Raw genomic sequence first — 25583 nt, 5'->3', positions numbered from 1 at the left:
TTTCTGTATCTCGTCATCCTGTACCGCGACGAAGGAGCGTGATACAGGCTCTTCTATCCGAGCACTTTATGGTCAAATTTGTTTCATTATCCGCTCAGAGTGCTGCTATTAGATTCCTAGTCTCGCCAAGGCTCGCTGGAATGACACAAAAAACATCGTTAAGCGATCGGCATTATCCGGTGTGGAGCGTTTTTTTGTGTGTTTTATTTACAGGTACTTTGGCTTTTAGCCGTTAGCCAACAAGCATCCGTTTTTTAAGAGGCAACGGCTACTGCTCAAGCCACTTACACATGATCTGTTCAATATCGGTTGCGGTGTACGGCTTAGTGAGGATGTCGTCCATGCCTGAATCAATACACTTTTGACGCTCTTCAATGGTTGTACCGGCGGTTAAGGCGATAATAGGATGGGTAAAGCCACGCTCTCTCAGATACATCGTCGCCTCATAACCATCCATTTCTGGCATTCGGCAGTCCATAAATATCAGTTCGTAATCTTTGTTTTTCACCGCTTCTAAGGCTTCTTTCCCATTGGCTTTTAAATCAGGCGTAATGTCGAGTTTTTTCAGCATTTGAGTAACTATCACTTGGTTCATTCTGATGTCGTCAACCACCAGTATTGAGCGTCCTGCCAAATCACTTCGCTCTATGGTAGCTAATTCCCCCTCTGCTGCGCCTTGGGCTTGCCCCTCCTTTAGAGGAATAGAGACTTTAAAGGTGGTACCTTTGCGTTCTTCACTTTCAAAGCTAATCTCGCCCTGCATCAAATCCACTAGATTTTTACAAATCGCAAGGCCCAAACCTGAGCCTTCAAAACTGCGCTTCGCCGAGCGATCTACTTGCACAAATGGGTCAAATAATGAGGGCTGTGCTTCTATCGGGATGCCAATACCCGTGTCTTCAACCTCAAAATGCGCAATACCGTTTATCCACTCCACTCGCAGCACCACCCCACCCAAATGAGTAAACTTAATAGCATTTCCCACCAAGTTGACCAAGATCTGTGTAATTCGCTCTAAGTCACCAACTAAAAACTCGGGAATTCCGAGCTTTTTATCGATGGAGAAATGAATTCGCTTTTCTGCTGCTTTAGCTGAAAATACGCCCATGATGGCTTTTTCAAGCTCTTCCCAAGCAAAGACCTTATCGATGATTTCCATCATACCGGCATTCATCTTGCTGAAGTCGAGAAGATCGTTAATGATGACCCTCAACAAGTCTCCCGATTGAGTCAAGTTGTTTAGGTAATGGCGTTGCTCTTCACCTAGCTGTGTTCGACTTAGTAGTTCAGCACTACCTAACACGCCATTAAGAGGTGTTCGCAACTCGTGGTTAATCATGGCGACAAACTCTTTCGTCGCTTTTTCCGATTCCTCTGCCCGCTTTCGCAGCTCCACTTCTCGCTCTAAACTCAAATGCCGGCCAATGACCCCATGAACCAAATCCGATACCAGCTCCATCTGTTTGGAAATAAACGACTGATCGATTTGATCCAACTGAACAGAGAAGATCAACTCCCCTACTGTTTGCTTGTCAATGATGATAGGCAAATGCAAGTTCTCCCCCTGCCAATTGGGGACAGTCTTAATCGTATTCTCATGGCGAAGCTGTAAATGACCAAAATGATGTCGGCGCAAAGAAGAGAGTTTTGTGGAATCAAGATGTAAGTAAGCCGCAGAAATGATTGAGTTCGAAGTGAGCTGCTCAATAAAACTGGCAATCATGGCTTCATCAAAGGTGCTCGACAAAAAAGTTCGACCAAACTTAATCAGCGTCGCGTCAACTTTCTCTTCGAACTCAAACTTGCGTAAATCCTTTTTTGATTTCAACTCAAGCTTTTTCAAAGCAACACTTAGCTGTTGAGTAGATTCATAAAGTTCGAAGCTCTTCTGCTCCAATAACCGCTCAGCTGCTTTTCTTGATTCGATTTCTCGTTTGAGTTTCCTTTCTAGCGAGGAACTTCCTGTCATATCGTTCTTATTGTGCCTCTAACCAAAAGCGAACCTGGCTACCATCTTCTGACTGGTTTTGGTGTTTAATATGAATAACTTCACCAAAGTTCGCCGCGCAGCCTTTTATTAGACCTAAACATACGTGAGACATACACCGCGCACTTCGATAATCAAACACCATGTTTGATTGAGTCTCGCTGATAAAATCAAACTGAGGAGGATTAGCATCTGGGTAGAGCTTTTTGACCTCGACATGAATAAAATCTTCAACATGGCGAACAAATTGAAATGTCGTTTCACACTGCTGCAAACTCGCGTGACTAGGAATCGAGCGAAGTAAATTCAAAAAAACGCACTCTCCAAATACTTCTTGCAGTTGTTCAGGTGGAATGCCAGATACTTTACTGAGACTCACAATCAATTTAACCAAGTCTTTATGATCGTAACTGCCAACCGCCGTATAAATCCCTTCGTCATTAGAAAGGTCGAGCACTTGGTCTAACACATCGAGACCAAACTTCTCTTCCACTAACTCCATGAACTCGGTGAAAATAATCCCTTTCATTAGTCAATACTTGCCTTATGGTGACGTCTTAAAATAAAGAATGGTTTATAACCTTATAAGTTTCAAATTATTATATCCAAGCAGAGTGAGACACACGACACAAAGCAGGGAAAGACCAATGGACGTGCTTTGGTATTGCCGTACTACTACTTTAATACCGTACCAACGGCGATAGCACCACGCCTCTTGCGGCCATTGAGTATAATAAATAGTGGTTAGGCACAATAAATAAGGATTTGGTTTGGTTATCGACAAAACTCAATTACTGCAAAACTTTCAATTTCGGCTTCCAACGGGTTACCACAAAGAGTCCCTCGCGCGACTGAAATGGATGAAAGGAAAATCACTGCGAGACGCAGCGGTCTTAATTGGTTTTGTAGAACGCCCGGAGGGGCTACAGGTCATTTTGACAAAGCGAGCAGCGCACTTGCGTCATCATCCGGGACAAATCAGTTTCCCCGGCGGTAAGTTTGAGCAGGAAGATCATCATCTAATCAATACGGCATTAAGAGAAACCAAAGAAGAGATCGGTATAGAAGATGAACATATTCATGTATTTGGCCAGCTTCCAACATTGCCTACGATTAGTCAGTTTAATGTGACACCGTTTTTGGCCTTTATTTCTCCTGAGTATAAAACGCATATTGACCCAAATGAGGTGGAGTCTGTTTTTGAAGTTCCTGCTAACCACATTCTGAATCCGACAAAATTGTACAGCACCAAGTTTGACCTAAAAAACAGCAGTCATCGTGTATTTGCTATCCCATATAGACAGCATTTCATCTGGGGCATGACCGCACAAATCATCGAATCGATGCAAAAACATATCATTTCACATTAAAAACTTCTGATATCGGTATTTTTATGGATGCGATCATCATGCGCATCAATATTAATAAAACGTTGCTTCATAAACATTCATTCACATTAGATTAATTTGCCGTTTTCACCGCAAACGCTTGCGGTGAAATAAATTTATACAAACAGCCCTATCGATAAGTTTTTCTAATTTTACTCATTAGCAGAAATCACGAGTAGCACATCATTTTCGTGATAAAAAGCAGGTTTTTGACATATCATTCAATAAGCGTAAGCAATAAATGATTTAGATCTAATTTTCCTAGTGTAAAATCTTGCAAAATTACTCCCGACTTATTTCCTGTTCCCAAAATGAGTAACTAAAAAATGAATACAACTACTTCTGCGGTTTCTACCGCACAATCGTCTAGTAAGTTTTCTTACAAAGACTTTACCTGGTGTCTGTCCCTTTTTGGTACGGCAGTAGGTGCCGGTGTACTATTCCTTCCTATTAAAGCAGGTGCAGGTGGCTTTTGGCCATTAGTAATCCTAGCCCTAATCGCAGCACCAATGACTTGGTTCGCACACAAATCTTTAGCTCGCTTCGTTCTTTCTGCGAAAAACCCAGAAGCGGACATCACTGACACAGTAGAAGAGCACTTTGGTAAGACTGGCGCAAACCTTATTACGTTCGCTTACTTCTTCGCTATCTACCCAATCGTACTTATCTACGGTGTTGGTATCACAAACACGGTTGACTCTTTCCTAGTTAACCAAATGGGTATGGAATCTATTCCTCGCTGGCTACTTTCCGGTGCACTTATCGCTGCAATGACAGCGGGCGTAGTGTTCGGTAAAGAGCTTATGCTGAAAGCAACTTCAGCGATGGTTTACCCTCTAGTGTTCATCCTACTAGCGCTGTCTGTGTACCTAATTCCTGGTTGGAACACTTCAATGATGGAAGTATCACCTGACTGGGGTGCAATGCCAGCTATCGTATGGCTAGCAATCCCTGTTATCGTGTTCTCTTTCAACCACAGCCCAATCATTTCTCAGTTCTCTAAAGAACAACGTCGTGTATACGGTGATGACGCAGTTAAGAAAACTGACGCTATCACTGGTGGCGCAGCGATGATGCTAATGGGCTTTGTAATGTTCTTCGTTTTCTCTGTTGTACTTTCTCTGTCTCCAGAGCAACTAGCAACAGCACAAGAGCAAAACATCTCTGTTCTTTCTTACCTAGCAAACGTTCATGAGTCTCCACTGATCTCTTACTTAGGTCCACTGGTTGCTTTCGCGGCTATCACTTCTAGCTACTTCGGCCACTTCCTAGGTGCGCATGAAGGTCTAGTTGGTCTAGTGAAATCTCGTTCAAAATCGCCAGTAAGCAAGATCGAGAAGATGTCTCTTATCTTCATCGTAATCACAACTTGGATCGTTGCTATCGTTAACCCAAGCATCCTAGGTATGATTGAAACAATGGGCGCACCGATGATTGCGGCAATCCTATTCTTGATGCCTATCTTCGCAATGCAAAAAGTTCCAGCGATGGCTAAGTACAAAACTTCAGCACCTGTGCAAATTTTCACAGCAATCTGTGGTCTTGCTGCCATTAGTTCTGTAATCTACGGCGCTCTTTAATCATCCCTGCCCTAGCACGGTATGATTAATCCAAAAATATAACGATAAAATTAAGCCTCCCAACTCCCCTTGGGAGGCTTTCTTCTGAGGTAATCGATATGATTAGTGTTTTTGATATCTATAAAATCGGTGTTGGACCTTCAAGCTCACACACTGTAGGCCCAATGAAAGCGGGTAAAGAGTTTATTGATGATCTTCGTGCGATGGGAAAACTGCGCGACATCACTAAAATCACCGTTGACGTTTATGGATCACTATCACTGACAGGGAAAGGTCACCACACAGATATTGCTATCATCATGGGTCTTGCAGGCAACACTCCTGAGAAAGTTGATATCGATTCTATCCCGGGCTTTATCGCTCGCGTAGAAGAAACTGAACGCCTTCCTGTTGGCATGCACTGTCACACAGTATCGTTCCCACGTGAAGGTGGAATGAACTTCCACAAAACAAACCTTGAGTTACACGAAAACGGCATGCAAATCCACGCTTGGATTGATGACGAAAAAGCGTACTCAAAAACTTACTACTCCATCGGCGGTGGTTTCATCGTTGATGAAGAAAACTTCGGTAAAGAAGTTGAGAATCCAGTAAAAGTTCCTTACCCGTTTACAACGGCAGAAGAGCTTGTAAAGCAATGTCATGAAAGCGGCCTGTCTATCAGTGCGCTAACCATGAAAAATGAACATGCGCTTCATTCTGACGAAGAAACTCGTACTTACTTCGCAAACATCTGGCGCACAATGCGCGAATGTATGGATCGCGGTATGAACGAAGAAGGCATTCTGCCTGGTCCACTACGCGTGCCTCGTCGTGCAGCAGCACTTCGTCAGCAACTGCTTACTTCTGAAAAAACAACGAACGATCCAATGTCTGTTGTTGACTGGGTAAACATGTTTGCTTTTGCAGTAAACGAAGAGAACGCAGCAGGTGGTCGTGTTGTAACTGCGCCGACTAACGGTGCATGCGGCATCATCCCTGCAGTACTGGCTTACTATGACAAGTTTATCCAAACCGTAACTGAGAAAGACTACATCCGTTACTTCGCAGCTTCTGGTGCAATTGGCGGCCTTTACAAGCGTAACGCGTCTATCTCTGGTGCAGAAGTTGGCTGTCAGGGCGAAGTTGGCGTGGCATGTTCTATGGCAGCAGCGGGCCTTGCTGAGCTTATGGGTGGTAGCCCAGAGCAAGTATGTATGGCGGCTGAAATTGCGATGGAGCACAACCTAGGTCTAACTTGCGACCCGGTTGCAGGTCAGGTTCAGGTTCCATGTATCGAGCGTAATGGTATTGCAGCTGTAAAAGCAATCAACTCAACTCGTATGGCACTGCGTCGTTCTTCTGCTCCTACTGTTTCTCTAGATAAAGTTATCGAAACAATGCTAGAGACAGGTAAAGACATGAACGCGAAATACCGTGAGACTTCTCAAGGCGGCCTAGCAGTAAAAGTTATCTGTTAATAAGCCTTGCTGAATATCGACGAAACCCGAGCCGCCGCTCGGGTTTTTTATACCTCATTAACTATGAATAATGGGTTGCTACGCCCAGCATAAAAAAACCTAAAACCTTGAATATATCCAATTATTATGGATATCCCCGTAAAAAATCACATCCCTCTCCTAGCTTTATTGATAACGTAGCCAAAAATTAAACTTGGAGCACACCAACACATGATTAGGTTTGAAATTGGAAACCAAATCTGCGTTTGCTTGTCCGAAAACGAAATATCTTTAGAGCTCAATCAATCACTCCACCACTCCATTCCAGTCAACCCAAATGAGTACGCCATTCTGTCAACCATCGCCAAATACGGCAGCTTAAATACGCCAATTAGCCAGCGATTGATAGAAAGCAAAATCACTCAACAATACAAAATGACACTGCCTGAAAATGGCTTTAAAAACGCGGTGGCCGCTCTAAGAAGGAAATTTCGCAAGCTCACGGAAGAACACGTAACCACAAAAAAAAATATTATCGAAAATATTCACCGGACCGGATACTTCATCCCTTTTACTATGCAAAACAACCATCAGAATGGCATCGACCATCAACATAAGATCAATCAGTACACAACAAACAGCCTTGGCAAAGCCCTTCGTATTTGTCTGCGTAATAAAAAGATCTATTCAGATACGCTGTGGGTCGTGTTGATCACAGCGATCATTTTCTTTGCCATCTGTTATTACGCGATAAACAGCATTGTGAAACATAATTATCTGGATAACGCCTTCGAAATTGCAGAAAACCTTTCCCAAAAGAGCTGCTTTGCTGATGAAAGAGAATTGAAGTCGCTCTTTGATAATGTAAAGCTGGTGGAATCGAGCATGATGCTGGACCGTTTCAATATCCGGTGTTTAGTCACTCCAGAAACCGTTGTCCCTGTCAGCAAAAAAGCATTTGAAGAGTGGAGTTATAATAGCAATTATACGACCCAATCATTTGACTTGAATAACGCAACCGTTTTGGTTCGTGTCAAAAACATTAACTTATCCGACAACGTTGAAAATCATATTTCGCGTTTTTTTCTTTCCGGTATGAAGCTATCAACCAATACAGGGACCTCTTTAGAAATTGGTAACACCAATGAACGCTTTTTCAACTATCACGTTAAGAACAGCGGCTATAAAGAGGTGTATTACATCTCTGGACCGTTTCAAAGCATCATTTTATTAAGCTTGCTGTTTCTAATAATACTGCGTCATCGCTCCCTACAAGCCTTTATAGCTTATTTGTGCGCAATTCGACAATTTAAAATCAAACTGGAGCCGATTTATGACACTTCAGCGCAAAAGATTGTGCATTACGAAGCGCTCTCGCGGTTTAAGGTAAAAAATACGCAACGCTTTATTGAAACACTGATCCGCAATGGGCTGCTCCTTACTCATACCTTACTGGTGATAGAGTCCATCTATACTAAGCACAAAGCGCTGCCTATTCCTATCAGCATCAATATTTGTCCTTCTTTGCTGCGAGGACGCAACTTTTCAATCCTACACAGAGAACTATCTAACCGAGATTGTCGTTTGCTGACGATTGAAATCACGGAAAATGCATCTATGTACTATACCTCCGAGATTTATGGCAATGTCGCGAAACTAAAAGCACTGGATTGTAAAATCAGTATCGATGACTTTGGCACTGGCAACAACAACGTGTCGCTCATCAGTAAAATCAATCCAGATTATTTGAAAATAGATCGGGAATTTGTGATTGGTTTAAAGTCGGACGATAAGAAAGTGGAAACGTTGCGTCAGTTAATCGCCATGGGAAATACGTATCGCTGCACGGTCATTGTTGAAGGCGTAGAAACCGCCGATAGCGCTCACTTACTCACAACATTAGGTGCCTATATTCACCAAGGTTATTATTATCCTCTGCATTTCTAGCTTTTCTTAACCTCGTGAGTTACTTAAACTAGAGGGAATACTCTATTAAAGTTCGTGGCGGCATGAGGATATGCCGCCAATTTGTGGTTGAACCATGATTGCTATTAAACCCACCAAACTGAAAGATTTTTCGAGTTTGATGCAATTGGATGTGCAGGAAGAGCAGAAAGGATTTTCTACGCCGTTTGAAGTGGCTTATCAAAAACGCAATAAGTCTGAAGCGTTCTTTACGATTTATTCTGACGATCTATTAGTTGGCTATCTTGTTATCGATAAAGGCTTCTCCCAACATGCGCCCTTTGCCAAAAGGCACGAACTGGGGCTCAAGTACTTGATGGTTGATCAACGTTTCCAACGCCAAGGGGTTGGGAGTGAAGCGTTACGCAAACTGTTCGTTTACGCGTATACCATTGACCCTGAAAGCAACTCTCTTTGCGTCACTGTGCCACAGAGTCAGCAATACGCTATCAGTTTTCTTGATGCGTGTGGATTCATCAATACAGAGAAAACAACGTTTGGTGAGAATGAAAAAGAGTGGATTTTACGTCATCCACTGAGCTAGCAAGAAAAGTATAAAAAATTAGGGAATATCCAGATACAACAAAGGCAAGCTCATGGCTTGCCTTTGTCTTCAATGCTCAATAAAAAGTGACTTATTCACCTTTGTAAATACAACCGGCTGTGCACGTCTCTTTGATTTCAACTTTACTTAGCAACGGTAAACTTGGCTTAAGCTGTTGCCAAATCCATTTTGCTAGCACTTCGCTCGTCGGATTCTCCAAACCTTCAATGTCGTTCAGGTAATAATGGTCTAAACGATTGTAAATTGGTTTGAATGCCGCTTTGATTTCAGCGAAATCCACTACCCAACCAGTATGCGGGTCTACCTCACCTTCTACATAAAGACGAACTAAGAAAGAGTGTCCATGCAAACGACCACACTTATGGCCTTCAGGTACATGTGGCAAGTGATGTGCCGCTTCGAACATAAACTCTTTGTACAATTCTGTTTTCATCTTGATTCTCAGGCTTTAAAAAGACACGCAATACTAAGGAATTCACTGCCAACAGACAAGTGCTACTCAATACAAGCGTAGCAAAACGCCGTTTGTTCTCAGCGAAAATAATTAAACCTTTGTCCTGATCGTCGTATTTCTGTCATGCGCCAAACATTTGATTACACAGCACTCACATCACAATTACATATCCCCAACATGAGTGGGGTCACAATCATTCATTTCGTTGTTCGCAGTGCGCATTTGTGCACATTAAGATTGTGCAGTTCGTTCCAATTACACTTATAAATTTATGCGCTCAACTATCACTTTTAAGCTCTTGCTCGCGTTAATTGCCGTCTTCAGCTGTGTTCTGGCTGCCTCTACGGCTTATCAATACCATCAACAAAAAACCTTAATCAATGATGTTCTCAGTGAACAGCTTCATGATAAGGCCAGTAATTACTTCGATAGCCTAAACATGATGATGCTAACAGGCACCATGTCGCAAAAAGAAACTTTGCGAAAAAAAGCACTCGCTCAAGAAGGGATTGAAGAAGTTCGCGTGTTGCGGGCCGATACCGTAACCAAGCTTTACGGACCAGGACAAGCAAACCAACAACCGGTCGATGATATTGACCAACGAGCTTTAAATGGCGAACTGGTCATTGAGCCAATTTCAGCCAATTGGGGGAACGGACTAGTTGTCGCGCTACCAATGAAATCAAGCAAAAATTATCGTGGCACCAACTGCGTTTCTTGCCATGTAGCACCAGAAGGCGAAGTATTGGGCGCGATTCGTTTGGAATACAACATGAACCACGTCAATTCAATGATCAATAAACAGGCAATGTTTGCGATGGGAATAATGGCCGTTATCGCGTTTGTTGGTTTTATTATAACGATGAGTTTGATTCGTAAGATCATTGTTCGCCCAATACAAAAAACGTCGCAATTCATGGCGAATGTGAGCCATAGTAAAGATCTATCTCAACGACTTGTTCATCACCAAAAAGATGAGGTAGGCCAACTTTCTACCGCGATTAATTCGTTTATGGATACGGTATCCGAGAGTTTAGAGCGTGTACAAGACACCTCCCACTCTCTTGCCAATTCAGCCAGTCAGTTAACGGATGTTGCACAATCAACAGACAAAGCGGCCAATAATCAACAATTGGAAACCAGTGACGTACAAAGCAACATCACCGACATGTTGCAACAACAAACCGCCGTTGAAGACTCGACCAATAACGCCACAGCTCTAGTCAACCATACCGTTGATGTTGCCACTCACAGCGCAAGCCAAGCACACAGCGTGAGCGAAGACATCAAACACTTGGTGAGCAATATTGACGGCGTACGGGAAAAAATCAGTTCGTTAAACCAAAGAACCGAAGAAGTATCATCCATTCTTGGGGTCATTAAAGGCATTGCAGAACAAACCAACCTGCTCGCGTTGAATGCTGCAATTGAAGCCGCCCGAGCCGGAGAGCAAGGACGCGGTTTTGCCGTCGTCGCGGAGGAAGTGCGTAACCTAGCTTCTCGGACCGCCGAAGCCACAGGCAACATTGAGCATATCATTTCTCAATTCCAGCAAGGGAGTGAAGAGTCCTTAGCCTCTGTGGATACTGTCTGCCAGTTTGCTCACCAACGTTCCGTCGATGTCGAGACACTTTCAGTCACGATGCATAACGTTGTCGATGAAATGCATCAAGTTCTGAAACATGCGGAAAACATTCAAAGCCAGACGCAAACCACATCCGACGTCAGTCAGCGTATTCAATCCAAAATTGATGTGATCACACTGCATGCTGACGACACATCGCAATCAGCATCGCACACGCGTGATATTAGTGTTGATTTAGAGCATCTATCCGAACGTTTAGAGCAATTACTTAACCAATTCACACTTTCAGAGCATCAAAGAGTGAATAAATAGAGAGATTCTCCCCATCAAAATGAATATAAAGGTTGATGCGAGCGAATTGACAGGTAATATGTCTCGTTGAATCTGTAAAATGCTACCCAACTCAGCACTTAGCTTGTTTTTTTGAACAAAAATGTTATTAGACAAGTACTTTAATAAGTGTTGGGTTGAATTTTTACCTCAATGGAGAATATTGAAAACATGACTTACGCGCCTGTATCAGACGTATTGAAAGGTCAGCTAGCAGTAGACAGCGAAGTGACTGTTCGTGGCTGGATCCGTTCACGTCGTGATTCCAAAGCTGGAATCTCTTTCCTTGCCATATATGACGGCTCTTGTTTCGACCCGATTCAGGCCGTGGTCCCAAATAATCTTAATAATTACGAAGACGAAGTACTAAAGCTAACGACTGGCTGCTCTGTTGAAGTAACTGGTAAGATTGTTGAATCTCCTGCAAAGGGCCAAGACTTCGAACTTGCTGCCACTGGCGTTAAAGTGGTTGGTTGGGTTGAAGACGCAGAAACTTACCCGATGGCAAAAACTCGTCACTCTATTGAGTACCTACGTGAAGTAGCGCACCTACGTCCGCGCACAAACGTAATCGGTGCGGTAGCACGTGTACGTAACTGCCTATCTCAAGCGATCCACCGCTTCTACCACGAGCAAGGTTACTTCTGGGTATCTGCGCCGTTGATCACTGCCTCAGATGCTGAAGGCGCTGGTGAAATGTTCCGCGTTTCTACGCTAGACATGGAAAACCTACCTCGTACAGACGCTGGCAAAGTAGACTACAACGAAGACTTCTTCGGTAAAGAAACTTTCCTTACGGTATCTGGTCAGCTAAACGCGGAAGCTTACGCTTGTGCACTAAGTAAGGTTTACACTTTCGGCCCTACTTTCCGTGCTGAAAACTCAAACACAAGCCGCCACCTAGCAGAGTTCTGGATGGTTGAGCCTGAAGTTGCGTTTGCAGAACTGGACGACGTTGCGAAACTGGCTGAAGACATGCTTAAGTACGTATTCAAAGCAGTACTTGAAGAGCGTCGCGATGACCTTGAGTTCTTTGCTCAGCGCATCGACAAAGAAGCCGTTAGCCGTCTAGAGAACTTTGTTTCTTCTGACTTCGCACAAGTTGACTACACTGACGCGATCCAAATCCTGTTGGATTCTGGCCGTGAGTTCGAATTCCCAGTTGAGTGGGGTATCGATATGTCATCTGAGCACGAGCGTTTCCTAGCGGAAGAGCACTTCAAAGCGCCGGTAATCGTTAAGAACTACCCGAAAGACATCAAAGCATTCTACATGCGTATGAACGATGATGGTAAGACGGTAGCGGCAATGGACGTTCTAGCACCTGGCATCGGTGAAATCATCGGTGGTTCTCAGCGTGAAGAGCGTCTAGACGTACTGGATGCACGTATGCGCGAAATGGGTATCGACCCTGAGCACATGAGCTGGTACCGCGACTTGCGTCGTTACGGCACAGTGCCACACGCAGGCTTTGGTCTAGGCTTTGAGCGTCTAGTATCTTACGTAACAGGCATGGGCAACGTTCGTGACGTGATTCCATTCCCACGTACGCCTCGCTCTGCGAACTTCTAATCACTTTTTAGTGAGACAGAATTAGAAAAGACCTCCCTAGTGGAGGTCTTTTATTTTGTGCTCAACCGTCAATACTATCTGCCAAGCAACTCAAGCTTGAGTTAGTCTTCTTCCTTATCTCTGTCCGCTTTTTCAGCGTACTTTACGCCCACAATACATAAGCCAAACATTACGAAAGGGATCACGGCCGCGGTGTACTCTGTCCATGCCATATGAGAGAAAGATTTCGCCAAAATGAGATGCGCAAATACCAGTAAAAACGCACTAAAAATAGCAACGGCGATTAACCTTAACTCATGCTTAACCAACTGCTTTTTCATCTTAAATCCTGCTTAATCATCCAAGGTCTTTCGACCTGAATAATGATTGAAGCACAATTTGCAAAAATGGCGCTGATACAGTTGGAGCAAAAAAACACTAAGCAGTTTAATGAGTTTCAATTCTGAGTAATTCGCGAAGCAAATCACCTAACCTTTTGATAGCACGTTCTAAACTCGTTTCTAAAGGAAGCGATGTATTCAGTCTTAAATAGTTTTCGTATTGATCACTTATCGAAAAGAGTTTGCCATAAGCGACAGTAACCTGCTCAGACAATAGTGCTTGATATACCGCTTTACTTGATATTCCATCTGGCAATTTCAGCCAAAGAAAGTAACCACCATCAGGACGTTGATAGGTAACCTCTTTAGGTAGGTGCTTTGCAAGTAAATCCACGAAGTCAGCTTGACGTTGTTGCAGTGCCTTACGCAGCTTTCTCAGGTGGTTGTCGTAACTGTCGTTTTGTAAGTAATGTGCAACCCCCTGCTGAATAGGGGCACTCCCAGATAATGTCGATATTAACTGGAGCTTTTGAATAGTCTCGTTAAAACGCTTATTCACCACCCAACCCAAGCGATACCCAGGGCATAAACTCTTAGAAAAAGAACCACAATGAAGGACACGCTCTTGCTCATCAAAGGTCTTCAATGAGTTCGGCCTTTTGTCAGAAAAATACAGCTCAGAGTACACATCGTCTTCGATGAGATACACATCATATCGATTGGCTAACTCAACAATGTATCGTTTGTGTTCATCAGACAAAGAAGCCCCGGTTGGATTATGAAAGTTCGTCATTAACCAACAAGCCCGAACATCTTCATTGGCAAAAGCTGCTTCGATTTGTTCAAGCGAATGCCCACTCTCATCATCGACACTGATTTCAATAGCTTTGAGACCTAACCGTTCTACCGCTTGAAGTGCGCCATAAAACGTTGGGGATTCGACAACGACAGTATCACCTGGTCGGGTGACCGCTTGCAAACTCAAGTTCAATGCTTCTAGCGCACCGGAAGTAATAACCACATCATCATGGGTTAGTGATATCCCATGATGAATATACCTCTGAGCGACGAGTCGCCTTAACGACTCAGCACCAGGAGGTAGGTTGTCTAGCAACTTATCCGGCCCCATTTTTCGTCCCGAGCTGGCCAAATTACGGTTAAGCGACTCTAAAGGAAACAAACACGGATCCGGAAACGCCGAGCCTAAATGAACAACATCCGATGTTGCTTGATGCTTCAAAAACGAATACAACTCATCATTCAACTTGGTGCATGGTGTATTGTTGCTTTTAATTCCATTCGTATTAGTGAGACGTTCAAGATCGGCAGTCACATAGTAACCAGATTGAGGCTTTGCTATCACCCAGCCTTGCGCCTCTAGCAATTGATAGGCTTGTAATACCGTACCTGCACTTACGGAATGATTGCGGCTGGTGACGCGTATTGAAGGCAGCTTCTCCCCTGCTCTCCAAGTATCTTGCTGAATTTGTGCCTTAAACAATTCGGCCAATTGACGGTATCGATTCATGTATCCCTCATTTCACTTGCAGCCGCACCATAGCATACTTCGCGCCAGCATTCTGATATGGCAGTAGTCAATTTAGCAACGTAATTTATCAAGCTTGTTTATAGCAATTTCGACGACGAAGTGAGAATTTATGTTCCATACTTTTACTGATACGTCCGAGTGGTCTTAAATCTTTGCCTTGTCTGAAAAGCAAGGCATTTCACGGGACTGAGAGTGTTAAATCCACTTAGACATCTATCTTTTAAGTCGGGAGGAAGCGATGAAAGTATTTACAATGGACGATCTCTCTTATCGCGGGAAACATAAAGGTGTACATAGCTGGGACCATCCTGGCGGCACAACCCCTTATTACTGGCATCCTGATTGGTTGCATATCGCTGAAGATGCTTTGGGTGAACACAAAAAGGCTGACCTTGAAGTCCCTGACGGAGAGGCCGCAACAGAAGAGCATGCAAAAGCGGCGATTCTCAAACACTTGAATGACGAGTAGTTTAGGCTCTATCACCGTTCAAGAATAGCGTTAGGTAGGCGAATCCATCGTCGTATGCTTTAAACGCATATAAAGCCAAAACCTGCCAAATAATAAATTCTTCTGAATGAGAAGTACGCATCGTCTGTAGCTATCGAATGACAAAATAAGTCGATAGTTATCACATTAATTTTCGTTACATCTGTTACATTTAGATAGTAATGGTGATGCACACCTCAACTCATGAATTATGAGAGAAAACAATAATGGCGAAATACAACGAAGAAGACATTAAATACAAAGGTGAATCCAACGGCGTACATTCTTGGAGTTCTCCTTCCGGCCAACCTTATTACTGGCACCCAGATTGGCTACACGTAGCGGAAGATGCGACGGGCACACACCCGAAACAAAAGCTTGAAGTCGAAAAAGCGGAAGTCCCAACAGAGAAGCACGCGTTAAAAGCAATCTTAAAGCATATGAACGACTGGGCGACTGAGAAGCTTTCTTCTAATCCAGACATCGAAACCAATGCGGTTGAGTCTGAAATCGATCTGAAGAAATAACATCAATCGGCCTCTATACTTCTTACAAGCAAACGCTCCACCTTTAGTGGGGCGTTTTTGTCTCAACTAGTAACCGCCACTCCACGTAAATCACTAACGCAAAGCACTGAAGTCAAACGATTGGTACGTGAACAAAACTTCATCAACCATGGTATAAATCCCCTTCAAACTCTGTGCCTACCAAACGTTTTCATGGCAAAAACTTTAGTTATGTTAGAATTCTGTTTCAAATCGCAACTTTTTTAGGTTTTCTTTTCAGTAACGGTTGTAACCAATATTGCTGAAAGGTATAAATGTTAGCACACCCCTTCGATTAACATGGATGAAGATTATGTTTGAAAAAGTAGTTGCCGCTCCGGCTGACCCTATTCTTGGCCTTACTGAAGAGTTTAAAAAAGATGCTCGCGCAGACAAAATTAACCTTGGCGTAGGTATTTACAAAAACGAGCAAGGCGAAACTCCCGTTCTTGCAACAGTAAAGAAAGCTGAAGCAGCGCTTGTTGAAACTGAAAAAACCAAATCTTACCTAACTATCGAAGGCACAGCTGAGTACGGCATTGCCGTACAAAAACTGCTTTTCGGCTCTGATGCAGAAATTGTAAACGAAAAACGCGCTAAAACAGCTCAAGCTCCAGGTGGTACTGGTGCATTACGTGTTGCTGGTGAGTTCATTAAACGCCAACTTGGCGATGTAAAAATCTGGATCAGCAATCCTACTTGGGCAAACCACAACGGCGTATTTACTGCCGCTGGTATCGAAACGGCACAATACAGCTACTACAACGCTGAAACAAAAGACAAAGACTTCGATGCAATGCTAAACGATCTGCAATCTGCGTCTGAAGGTGACATCGTGCTTCTACACGGCTGCTGCCACAACCCTACAGGTATCGACCCAACTGCTGAAGAATGGGAAACATTGGCGAAACTAGTCGCAGAGAAGAAATTGCTTCCTCTATTTGACTTCGCATACCAAGGCTTTGCTAAAGGCGTGGAAGAGGATGCGGCGGGTCTTCGTACTTTTGCTAAGTACAACAAAGAAATCCTAGTCGCGAGCTCGTTCTCGAAAAACTTTGGCCTTTACAACGAACGCGTTGGTGCCTTCACGTTAGTAGCGGAATCAGAAGAAGTCGCAACAACCGCATTTTCGCAAGTTAAAGCCATTATTCGCTCTATCTACTCTAACCCACCTGCGCACGGCAGCGCTGTCGTGACTCACATTCTTGGCAACACCGAAATGCGTGCGGAATGGGAAGCTGAAGTAGCAGAAATGCGTGACCGTATCCAAGAGATGCGTGAACTATTTGTAGCGACACTAAAATCAGAAGGTGTGGACGCAGACTTTAGCTTCATCGAACGTCAAAATGGTATGTTCTCTTTCTCTGGCCTATCTAAAGAGCAAGTAAACCGTCTGAAAGAAGAGTTCGGTATTTACATCGTCGGTTCAGGCCGAATCAGTGTTGCTGGTATGACGAAGTCAAATATGGGCCCTCTGTGTAAAGGCATTGCAGCGGTTTTATAATCGATAGTCGCATACTTTATTAAAAGAAAAGGTCAGCATAAGCTGACCTTTTTGTTTTTATTTATTGCCAATAAATGAACCAGTCCGCTAGTAGACAAACTTCAAACTCAGCCCCACTTCATTGACATAATCAGAGCTCTCACCGCTGTAATCGGTATCTCTAAACTGATAAAAAAGACCAGTACCAATAACATCATGCCATTGGTAGTTAAAACCTATCTTAAAATTGTTCTCATCGACGATATCACTGCGGTTAACTTCCACCTCGGCCGTCGCAATAAGTTGTTCACTGAATAAGTAATTCACCCCAACGGTGACGGCTTGAAGCAATTCGCTATCTGAAGATAACGTATTATCCGTTTTGTCGTCCGTCGCTTTCGCTTTGATTGCACCTATTCCATATTTACCGTAGATATCGAATTGATCCGTAATCCCATAACGATAACCACCACCAAACAACAAACGGTCAATGCGAAGAGTAAAGTCGTCCGGATGGAAAAACTGCGCCGAGTAATCGACATTAAACAACCAGTTCTCAGTAAATAAGTAATTACCACCGAGCCCAATTGTGGTCGCGTTCGAATTATCTAACCACTCTTCATTTGTGGTTCCGGCACCCACATCCAGGTGAATGTGTTCATACCCAAATTTTTCTGCTTGGTCCATGACCGCCGCGCTAGTTACTGCTGGCAAAGCAGCTAAAGACGCAAGCAATAAACTTCTCACCATTCGACTTCCTTTCATGAGAATTATTTAAACACTGCCCCCAAATCACCTTGAGTGGCTTAGTTCAACAAAAATAACTTAGTTTACAGACGCGGTAACGATTTGAAACCTGCTATGCCTCTAAATCAAGCATTGGCCCAAAATATATCGACCACGTCCGCTCACCTTTTAAGTGACTATATAGTAGTAGAAATGCCGATTCCTTATCGTGCGATATGTCAGAATCTTATGACTGAGTACGAAAATCACGGTTCAGATAAGACTCTGTTTTAAAACTAAGTTAAGATTACTTTATTATTTGCGAACTAAAAGGCACCTTCGATGGATGCAGAACTTCTCGAGATTTATAACTTTCTCGCCAAGTACCCCCCGTTCAATGAACTCCCTGAAGAAACACTAAACAAGGTGACAGAGAGTGTCGAGATCTCGTACTACCGAGAAGATACCCCAATCATCCATTTTGGAGACTATATCCAAGATCTCTACGTGGTGCGAAGCGGTGTCGTAGAAGTTTATCGACGCAAAGGAGAGCTTTATAACCGTCTTGATGAAGGTGACCTATTTGGCCAGATGGGAATGCTAACCAACAACAAAGTACGCTTTCCGGTAAAAGCCATTGAAGATACTCTGCTCTACTGTATTCCTGGTGACGTTTTCCAAGAAATATACGACAACTTTGATTCCTTTGCAGACTTTGTCGAAGTGGAAAATAGTGCTCGTTTACGCCAAGCCATTTCAGAAAACAAAGATGCCAATGACCTGACGACATCGAAAGTGAAAACCTTGCTGACTGGCGATGCTCATACGATTGATCGAGGACAGACAATCCAGCAAGCCGCGCAGCAGATGGCGAATGACAACGTATCTGCTCTACTTATCGTCGATCCAGATTTCGTTCGTGACGAAGATGACCCACAGTCTCCGGTACTTGGTATTATTACTGACCGTGACTTGTGTACCCGTGTGTTGGCCGAAGGCTTGTCTCCACAGGACGATGTATCAAGTGTGATGACCACTGAAGTCATGTCTCTTGATCACAATGCCTACATCTATGAAGCAATGTTAACCATGCTGCGTTACAACGTGCACCACCTGCCTGTGGTTAAAAACCAATTGCCTATTGGTATTATCGAAACAACCGACATTGTTCGCTATGAATCACAAAACTCGCTCTTATTGGTGAGTAGCATTTTCCAACAACAGACTATCGAAGATTTGGCAGTTGTTGCTGAAGAAGTAAAAAGCAGCTTTGTACGCCTGGTCAACGAAGATGCCAACTCACACATGGTGGGCAGTGCGATGTCCGTGATTGGTCGAAGCTTCAAACAGCGTCTGTTAGAAATGGCTGAAGAAGAGCTTGGCCCACCACCAATTCCTTATTGTTTCCTTGCACTTGGCTCAATGGGACGTGATGAGCAACTGTTGGTGACTGACCAAGATAACGCCATCATTCTAGATGAGACCTACCAAGAAGAGAAACATGGTAAGTACTTCGAAGCTTTAGCAAAATACGTCAGTGATGGATTAGATGCCTGTGGCTACAAGTATTGTACGGGCGATATTATGGCAACCAACCCATTATGGCGCATGACTCGTTCAGAGTGGGAAGAGTGCTTCGCTGACTGGATTGATAACCCGAACCCGAAAGCGCTACTCAACGCGTCCATCTTTTTCGATTTGGATGGCGTTTACGGTCGCTTAAAATGGGCAGAACAATTAACCAGCTTTATTGTTCGTCGTGCGCGTAAAAACAATCGCTTCTTAGCCTGTCTGGCTCGCAACGCACTTAACCGAACGCCGCCACTTGGCTTCTTTAAAGACTTTGTGATGGAGAAAGATGGCAGACACAACAACTCCATCAACCTCAAACGTCGTGGTACGGCTCCTCTGGTCGACTTAATTCGCGTTCACTCTCTGGCGGTTGGCTCACGCGCACAGAATTCGTTTGAGCGTCTCGACGACATCATTGATGCTGGCATTTTGCCAAAAGGTCGTGCACAAGACTTAAAAGACGCACTAGAGTTTATTTCCATGGTGCGTATTCGTCACCAAGCGACGGACGTGGAATTAGGCATTGACCCAGATAACAATATCGAACCAGAAAATCTCTCTGAATTTGAACGTCGCAACCTAAAAGATGCTTTCCAAATCCTAAGCAATGGGCAGAACTTCCTTAAGTTCCGCTACCAAGCGAATAAGAGCTTTAAGTGAGGTTGAACATGATCAAAAAGCTCTTTCAGAAGCCAACCATTCAGTGGCCAACGAAATTTGAACAAAAGTTGGAGATGGCTAAAGATGAGAATTTAATTGCGTTTTATAGCAATAAACCACCTGCACCAGAGACCCCCCTGTCTGAGGTGGAGTTCGTCGCGCTAGATTTCGAAACGACGGGGTTGAACCCCGAAAAACATGACATCATTACCATTGGTTTAGTGCCGTTTAACTTGAAGCGGATTTTTTTGCGCAATTCGCGTCATTGGAAAGTTCGCCCGCAGCGAGCACTCGATGAAGACTCGGTAATCATACATGGTATTACTCACAGTGAATTGATCGATGCACCTGACTTGGGTGACATCTTAAGCGAGCTACTACCATGCTTAAGCGGAAAAATCATTGTTGTGCATTATCGTCGTATCGAGAGAGAATTTCTGGATAAAGCACTCAAAAGCCGTTTAGGGGAAGGAATTGAGTTTCCAGTGATAGATACGTTGCATCTTGAAGAAACCATTCAACAGAAACGCTCTGGCTCACTCTGGGAGCGTTTAAAAGGGAAAAAGCCAGAATCGGTTCGGCTAGCGCAATCTCGACGCCGTTATGGTCTGCCAGACTATACCCCTCACCATGCATTAACCGATGCAATTGCTACGGCAGAACTGCTACAAGCGCAAATCGCCCATCATTATAGCGAAGACCAACCGATCAGTGAGTTCTGGCTATAACGTCTTTCTAGCTTAATAAGCGATCAAAAAAGGAGCCAAATGGCTCCTTTTTATTTAGGTCGGTATCCGATTACAGCTTAAAGCGTTGAATCTCTTGCTCTAATTCGTGTGAAAGCTCAGATAGGTGGGCAGCTTGTTCTGCTGCTTGATGAGCTTCTACCGACAGCTCGTTAGAAACGTCACGAATGCCTTCAGTATTACGCGTGATCTCGGTTGTTACCGATGCTTGCTCTTCTGCCGCCGATGCAATCTGCGTTGCCATGTCACTGATGCGCTCAACAGCAGTATGGATTTGCGTCAAGCTCGCTGCTGCCGCGTTTGCATCATCAACACTGGTGTCAGCCAGACGACGGCTATCACCCATGATGCCAACCGCTTTCGCTGTTGTGCCCTGTAGCATCTCGATAGTTTCTTGAATCTCTTGCGTTGAAGCATGAGTGCGTTGGCTCAATACGCGAACTTCATCCGCAACCACAGCAAAGCCACGGCCTTGTTCACCTGCACGTGCTGCTTCAATTGCCGCGTTAAGTGCAAGTAGGTTAGTTTGCTCAGCAATACCTTGAATCGTTGATAGAATCGTATTGATGCTATTTCCGTGTGCTTCTAGCTCTTGAATCACATCAGTGGCAACTTGAACTTCTTGCGCCAAGTTCTGGATAGAACCTTGCGTCTGAGTCACTTGGCTAGAACCGTGTGAACAAGCTTGAACCGCTTCCTCTGAATTACTTGCCGTGCTATCTGCATTACCTGCAATTTCTTGTGTTGCTGCTGCCATTTCGTTCACAGCCGTCGCAACCATGTTGATCTCATCTTGCTGGTAAGAGATACGCTGACTACGCTCTTCAGCTTGCTGTGCCGTCGTGCGTGCTTGCTCTGAAAGCGCAGATGATACGTGGCTAAGCTTGGTCACCATCGTGTGCATGTTGCCAACAAAGCGGTTGAAGTTTTCAGCCAATTTACCGACTTCATCATCACTGCGTGGTTCTAGTCGTTGCGTTAAGTCACCTTCACCAGATGCAATTTCCTCAAGTGCATTTGATACGCGGCTCAAGTCACGGAACAAGAAACCAACTAACCAAGATACCGCAAGAATAACCACAATGGTGATCATCACTGCAGTGATCAATAGGTCACGTAGCAATACCGCATGCCCTGCTTCTTCCGTTGCGCGATCCATTTCAATCGCGAACATCCAATGCGTGCCAGGTACTTTATTAAAGTAGTAAAGCTTCTCTTTGCCTTTGATTACCGTATCTTCGATACGACCTTCATCTGCAGCGCGCTCGATTGCATCTTCTGAAAAGTCTTTTAGAACACTGGTGATAGGCTTAAGCGTTAAGCTTTTATCTGGATGCGCTAGGAACGTACCTTCGTTCATATCGATTAACATCGCATGCGCATTTTCACCTGCATCTAGGTTAATCACGTCGCTGATGAGCTGATCGATCAGTACATCTGCACCAACAACACCAACAAACTGACCATTTTTCATTACTGGCTCAGCAATGGTTACAAGCAGCGCGTTAGTGATTGCATCTTGATATGCAGCTGTGATGATCTGCTTACCTGCGGCGTTAGCATCTTTGTACCAAGGACGAGTACGAGGGTCGTAATCAGCACGGTTACGCTCAGGGTGAGAGCGATACATATCACCGTTTGGTGTACCAAGGAAGATGTCATCAAAGCCACCAGCCTTGCGAGCTTGTTGTAGGAAAGGGACAACGTCTTGCTCTGTCGAGTAGTCGTTGAATGCGGTAGCAATATCTTTACGGATATTGACCCAATCAGAAATTCCTTCTGACGCAGTAGTACTTAGACTTTGCGCACGTGAATAGACACCTGAACGAGTCTGATCAAATAATTGACCAGCCGACAACCAAGTAAGTGCTGTTGCCATCACAACAACAGCAGAAAGGCTTGCGCCAATAAGCTTTTGTTTTAATGATAATTTCATATTTATAGTTTTTGAGTTGGGAGAACAGTTAAGGTGTGTGAATATTACACACTTTTTCACGACTATTCACTAATTTTTAAAAAACAAAATAGCACATTAACTCTTTGTAAAATATGAACTTTCATGTGTCATTTTTTTGTCTCACCGTCATAAAAACCGCACAAAAAAAAGCCAGCAAAATACTGGCCTTTTGATTACTTGTTACTCAGACAGATTTATAAAATGCCTGAGTTATTGACGTTCTGTTCTCATACCCATCAATAAGCTCACACACATTGCAAGCAGAATGAAGGTAAACGGTAGTGCTGTAGAAATTGCACCTGCCTGAAGCGCTTGAACTGCTTCTGAGCCACCAATCCACAGTAGAGCAACCGCAATTGCACCTTCCATAAATGCCCAGAAAACACGTTGAAGTACAGGAGCGTCGACTTTACCGCCCGCTGTGATGCTGTCGATAACAAGTGAACCAGAGTCAGAAGACGTGATGAAGAACACAAGTACCAACACAACAGCAATGATTGAAAGCATGCTACCAAATGGAAGAACATCGAACATTTGGAACATAGCAAGTGAAACGTCAGTCAAACCCTTCGTGCCCAACTCACCTACTTTATCAACAACTTGCTCGATCGCTAGACCACCAAATACTGACATCCAAACAACAGTAACAGCGGTTGGAACCAATAGAACGGCTGTAATGAATTCGCGAACGGTACGACCGCGAGAAACACGCGCAATGAACATACCTACGAATGGTGACCATGAAATCCACCAAGCCCAGTAGAATACTGTCCAGCCTTGGAACCATGCCTCATCTGTACGACCAAACGGGTTACTTAGCGGAATAATATTCTCTACGTATGCCATAAGTGTGGTTGGAATCGAGCCTAAACTCGCCGCCCAACCGATAAGACCAACAAGAATCAGTAGCAAGAACGCCACAACCATGTTGATGTTACTAATGACTTTAACGCCACCATCAATACCACGTACGACTGAAACAACAGCAAGCAAAGTTACAACGGTAATGACGACGATTTGTAGGCCCAGGCCTGGCTCAACACCAAATACGTGATGAATACCACTTGCCGCTTGTTGTGCACCTAAGCCCAGTGACGTTGCAAGACCAAACAAGGTCGCAAGAACGGCCAAGATATCCACGATATGACCAGCCCAGCCCCACGCGCGATCACCCAGAAGCGGGTAGAAGATCGAGCGCATAGAAAGCGGTAAACCTTTGTTGTAGGCAAAGAATGCTAAAGAAAGTGCTACAACACCGTAAATTGCCCATGGGTGAAGACCCCAGTGGAACATCGTCGCACCCAGTGCCAATCTCGCTGCTTCTGGTGTGTTTGCTTCAACACCGAGTGGCGTTTCATACCAACCAGTGAAGTAAGCGACAGGTTCTGCGACACTCCAGAACATTAAACCGATACCCATACCAGCCGCAAATAGCATTGCAAGCCATGACATGAACGAGTAATCGGCAACAGCGTCTTTACCACCTAGGCGGATTTTACCCATTGGCGAAACGATAAGTGCCAAACAGAAAATAACGAAAATATTACCTGCAATAATGAACAACCAATCGAATGAACCAATGATCTTCCATTTCAGCCCATCAAGTGCCGTCTTTGCGGTATGTGCATCTAGAACTAATGCAGCGACAAGAAACAGCGCAATTAAACCTGCACTAATACCAAAAACTGGGTTATGAACATCAAAACCCCATTTTTGAACGTTGTCTTGACCTACCGTATAGTCGGTACTATCGATACTGTACTTATCTATACCCTTTGTCATCGTTCCTCTCTATTTTTGTACTGTTTTTACGTACCAAACAAAAAAATCTTTCGAACACGATACGTTTTACATTCCGTGAAGGCGCAAGATCCTATCATTTGACACGTTTTTGTCTATCTTTTTGCTATGAAAAAATCCAATAACTTACTTTTCACTCAGCAATTTCCACCTTTAAAAGGATAAACCACTAGCGCAATAGTTAGACCACAAACATTTATTGCTATAATAATTTTAGGTCTTCTTATTTTGTCTACACGACGCAACAAAATGAAATTGGAGACACTACTTAAAATTGTAGTGGTAATTTTTGATTCCACCCCTTTAAATAAGGGCGCATTTAAGTTAGTGTCGCCTCGATAAATGTTCCCTACAGACTGGATGAATAAATTGGAAAAGTACGAAGAAGTATTGGTCTCGATTCGTCAGATCATCCGCGCTATTGATTTACATTCTAAAAAGCTGAGCAAAGAGTCTGGATTGACCGCTCCACAGTTGATTTTGATGCGTGCTATCAATGAGTTAGATAACGTAACGATTAAACAGTTGTCTAGCCACACTAACATGAGCCAAGCGACCGCAACGACCATTCTAGATAGACTAGAACGAGGCCAGTTTGTTGAGCGTCAGCGCAGTGTTCAAGACAAGCGTAAAGTGCATGCTGTACTTACGAGCAAAGGCCAGGAAGCCCTAAAGCAAGCACCAACGCCATTGCAGGAACACTTCATTAATCGATTCCAAAAACTGGAAGAATGGGAGCAGTCTCTGCTGCTATCTTCCGTTCAACGCATCTCAACAATGATGAATGCAGAGGATATCGATGTCGCTCCAATGCTAGAGCTTGGCAGCATTACAAAAGTCGATTAATTTCGCTCTCACGTGCTCGCTTTTTGC

General features: G+C 43.9%; 21 protein-coding genes. 13 read left to right on the top strand and 8 right to left on the bottom strand.

What is annotated here, in order from left to right; genetic code table 11:
* Positions 1-268: 268 nt before the first annotated feature.
* Together NL644_RS12165 and NL644_RS12160 are read right to left on the bottom strand one after the other, a co-directional pair.
* Positions 269-1969, bottom strand: coding sequence for an ATP-binding protein (locus NL644_RS12165; RefSeq protein ID WP_114323198.1), 1701 nt, complete (start codon positions 1967-1969; stop codon positions 269-271).
* Between the two features lie 7 nt (positions 1970-1976).
* On the bottom strand, positions 1977-2516 hold the full coding sequence (locus NL644_RS12160) for a heme NO-binding domain-containing protein (protein WP_114323199.1): 540 nt from the start codon (positions 2514-2516) through the stop codon (positions 1977-1979).
* A 241-nt stretch (positions 2517-2757) separates the two neighbouring features.
* Between NL644_RS12160 and NL644_RS12155 the strand changes: the two genes are divergently transcribed.
* The 5 genes from NL644_RS12155 (at position 2758) to NL644_RS12135 (ending at position 8903) form a co-directional block, all read left to right on the top strand.
* Positions 2758-3357, top strand: coding sequence for a CoA pyrophosphatase (locus tag NL644_RS12155; RefSeq protein ID WP_048625691.1), 600 nt, complete (start codon positions 2758-2760; stop codon positions 3355-3357).
* Between the two features lie 344 nt (positions 3358-3701).
* Entirely contained in the window at positions 3702-4955 is a 1254-nt protein-coding gene (locus NL644_RS12150) for an aromatic amino acid transport family protein (protein ID WP_005396901.1), read from the top strand.
* Between the two features lie 98 nt (positions 4956-5053).
* Positions 5054-6415 (top strand): L-serine ammonia-lyase, encoded by a 1362-nt coding sequence (locus tag NL644_RS12145; protein WP_005396900.1) that lies wholly within the window; start codon positions 5054-5056, stop codon positions 6413-6415.
* Positions 6416-6625: 210 nt separating this feature from the next.
* Complete coding sequence (locus NL644_RS12140; RefSeq protein WP_114323200.1) at positions 6626-8341, top strand: EAL domain-containing protein; 1716 nt, start codon at positions 6626-6628, stop codon at positions 8339-8341.
* A 94-nt stretch (positions 8342-8435) separates the two neighbouring features.
* Positions 8436-8903: a GNAT family N-acetyltransferase gene (locus NL644_RS12135; RefSeq protein WP_065646580.1), complete on the top strand. Its 468-nt coding sequence runs from the start codon at positions 8436-8438 to the stop codon at positions 8901-8903.
* A 91-nt stretch (positions 8904-8994) separates the two neighbouring features.
* On the opposite strand, the gene queD is transcribed toward NL644_RS12135, so the two are convergent.
* Positions 8995-9357 (bottom strand): 6-carboxytetrahydropterin synthase QueD, encoded by a 363-nt coding sequence (gene queD / locus NL644_RS12130; RefSeq protein WP_005376896.1) that lies wholly within the window; start codon positions 9355-9357, stop codon positions 8995-8997.
* A 292-nt stretch (positions 9358-9649) separates the two neighbouring features.
* Here queD and NL644_RS12125 point away from each other — a divergent pair, with 292 nt between their 5' ends.
* Both NL644_RS12125 and asnS read left to right on the top strand, forming a co-directional pair.
* Complete coding sequence (locus NL644_RS12125; protein WP_114323216.1) at positions 9650-11275, top strand: methyl-accepting chemotaxis protein; 1626 nt, start codon at positions 9650-9652, stop codon at positions 11273-11275.
* A 189-nt stretch (positions 11276-11464) separates the two neighbouring features.
* Positions 11465-12865 carry an asparagine--tRNA ligase gene (gene asnS, locus NL644_RS12120; protein ID WP_046876186.1) on the top strand — a complete coding sequence of 467 codons (1401 nt, stop codon included), beginning with the start codon at positions 11465-11467 and terminating at the stop codon, positions 12863-12865.
* A 101-nt stretch (positions 12866-12966) separates the two neighbouring features.
* On the opposite strand, the gene NL644_RS12115 is transcribed toward asnS, so the two are convergent.
* Both NL644_RS12115 and NL644_RS12110 read right to left on the bottom strand, forming a co-directional pair.
* A complete protein-coding gene (locus tag NL644_RS12115; RefSeq protein WP_012841649.1) occupies positions 12967-13185 on the bottom strand; it encodes a hypothetical protein in 219 nt (72 codons plus the stop codon).
* Positions 13186-13291: 106 nt separating this feature from the next.
* Positions 13292-14713 (bottom strand): PLP-dependent aminotransferase family protein, encoded by a 1422-nt coding sequence (locus tag NL644_RS12110; RefSeq protein ID WP_114323217.1) that lies wholly within the window; start codon positions 14711-14713, stop codon positions 13292-13294.
* A gap of 259 nt (positions 14714-14972) precedes the next feature.
* Here NL644_RS12110 and NL644_RS12105 point away from each other — a divergent pair, with 259 nt between their 5' ends.
* The 3 genes from NL644_RS12105 (at position 14973) to NL644_RS12095 (ending at position 17270) form a co-directional block, all read left to right on the top strand.
* Complete coding sequence (locus NL644_RS12105) at positions 14973-15203, top strand: hypothetical protein (protein WP_005396877.1); 231 nt, start codon at positions 14973-14975, stop codon at positions 15201-15203.
* A gap of 245 nt (positions 15204-15448) precedes the next feature.
* On the top strand, positions 15449-15748 hold the full coding sequence (locus NL644_RS12100) for a hypothetical protein (protein ID WP_005396873.1): 300 nt from the start codon (positions 15449-15451) through the stop codon (positions 15746-15748).
* A gap of 331 nt (positions 15749-16079) precedes the next feature.
* Positions 16080-17270, top strand: coding sequence for an amino acid aminotransferase (locus tag NL644_RS12095; protein WP_114323218.1), 1191 nt, complete (start codon positions 16080-16082; stop codon positions 17268-17270).
* A gap of 87 nt (positions 17271-17357) precedes the next feature.
* On the opposite strand, the gene NL644_RS12090 is transcribed toward NL644_RS12095, so the two are convergent.
* A complete protein-coding gene (locus tag NL644_RS12090; RefSeq protein WP_005396869.1) occupies positions 17358-17999 on the bottom strand; it encodes an outer membrane beta-barrel protein in 642 nt (213 codons plus the stop codon).
* Between the two features lie 318 nt (positions 18000-18317).
* On the opposite strand from NL644_RS12090, the gene NL644_RS12085 reads away from it, so the two are divergent.
* Positions 18318-20207 (top strand): DUF294 nucleotidyltransferase-like domain-containing protein, encoded by a 1890-nt coding sequence (locus NL644_RS12085; RefSeq protein WP_005396868.1) that lies wholly within the window; start codon positions 18318-18320, stop codon positions 20205-20207.
* Between the two features lie 8 nt (positions 20208-20215).
* Positions 20216-20935 (top strand): 3'-5' exonuclease, encoded by a 720-nt coding sequence (locus NL644_RS12080; protein ID WP_080936826.1) that lies wholly within the window; start codon positions 20216-20218, stop codon positions 20933-20935.
* 70 nt (positions 20936-21005) lie between these two features.
* Here the strand turns inward: NL644_RS12080 and NL644_RS12075 are convergent, their stop codons facing one another.
* Both NL644_RS12075 and NL644_RS12070 read right to left on the bottom strand, forming a co-directional pair.
* Positions 21006-22889: a methyl-accepting chemotaxis protein gene (locus NL644_RS12075; protein ID WP_114323220.1), complete on the bottom strand. Its 1884-nt coding sequence runs from the start codon at positions 22887-22889 to the stop codon at positions 21006-21008.
* A gap of 231 nt (positions 22890-23120) precedes the next feature.
* Complete coding sequence (locus NL644_RS12070) at positions 23121-24692, bottom strand: BCCT family transporter (protein ID WP_114323221.1); 1572 nt, start codon at positions 24690-24692, stop codon at positions 23121-23123.
* A gap of 387 nt (positions 24693-25079) precedes the next feature.
* On the opposite strand from NL644_RS12070, the gene NL644_RS12065 reads away from it, so the two are divergent.
* Positions 25080-25556, top strand: coding sequence for a MarR family winged helix-turn-helix transcriptional regulator (locus NL644_RS12065; protein WP_031780419.1), 477 nt, complete (start codon positions 25080-25082; stop codon positions 25554-25556).
* Positions 25557-25583: the final 27 nt, after the last annotated feature.

Origin of the sequence: Vibrio sp. Y10_XG_PY6 (genome assembly GCF_024181795.1) — a bacterium.
GTDB classification, from domain to species: Bacteria; Pseudomonadota; Gammaproteobacteria; order Enterobacterales; family Vibrionaceae; genus Vibrio; species Vibrio diabolicus.
The sequence above is the reverse complement of the archived record's forward strand: the minus strand, read 5'-3'. Positions and strand labels throughout refer to the sequence as shown.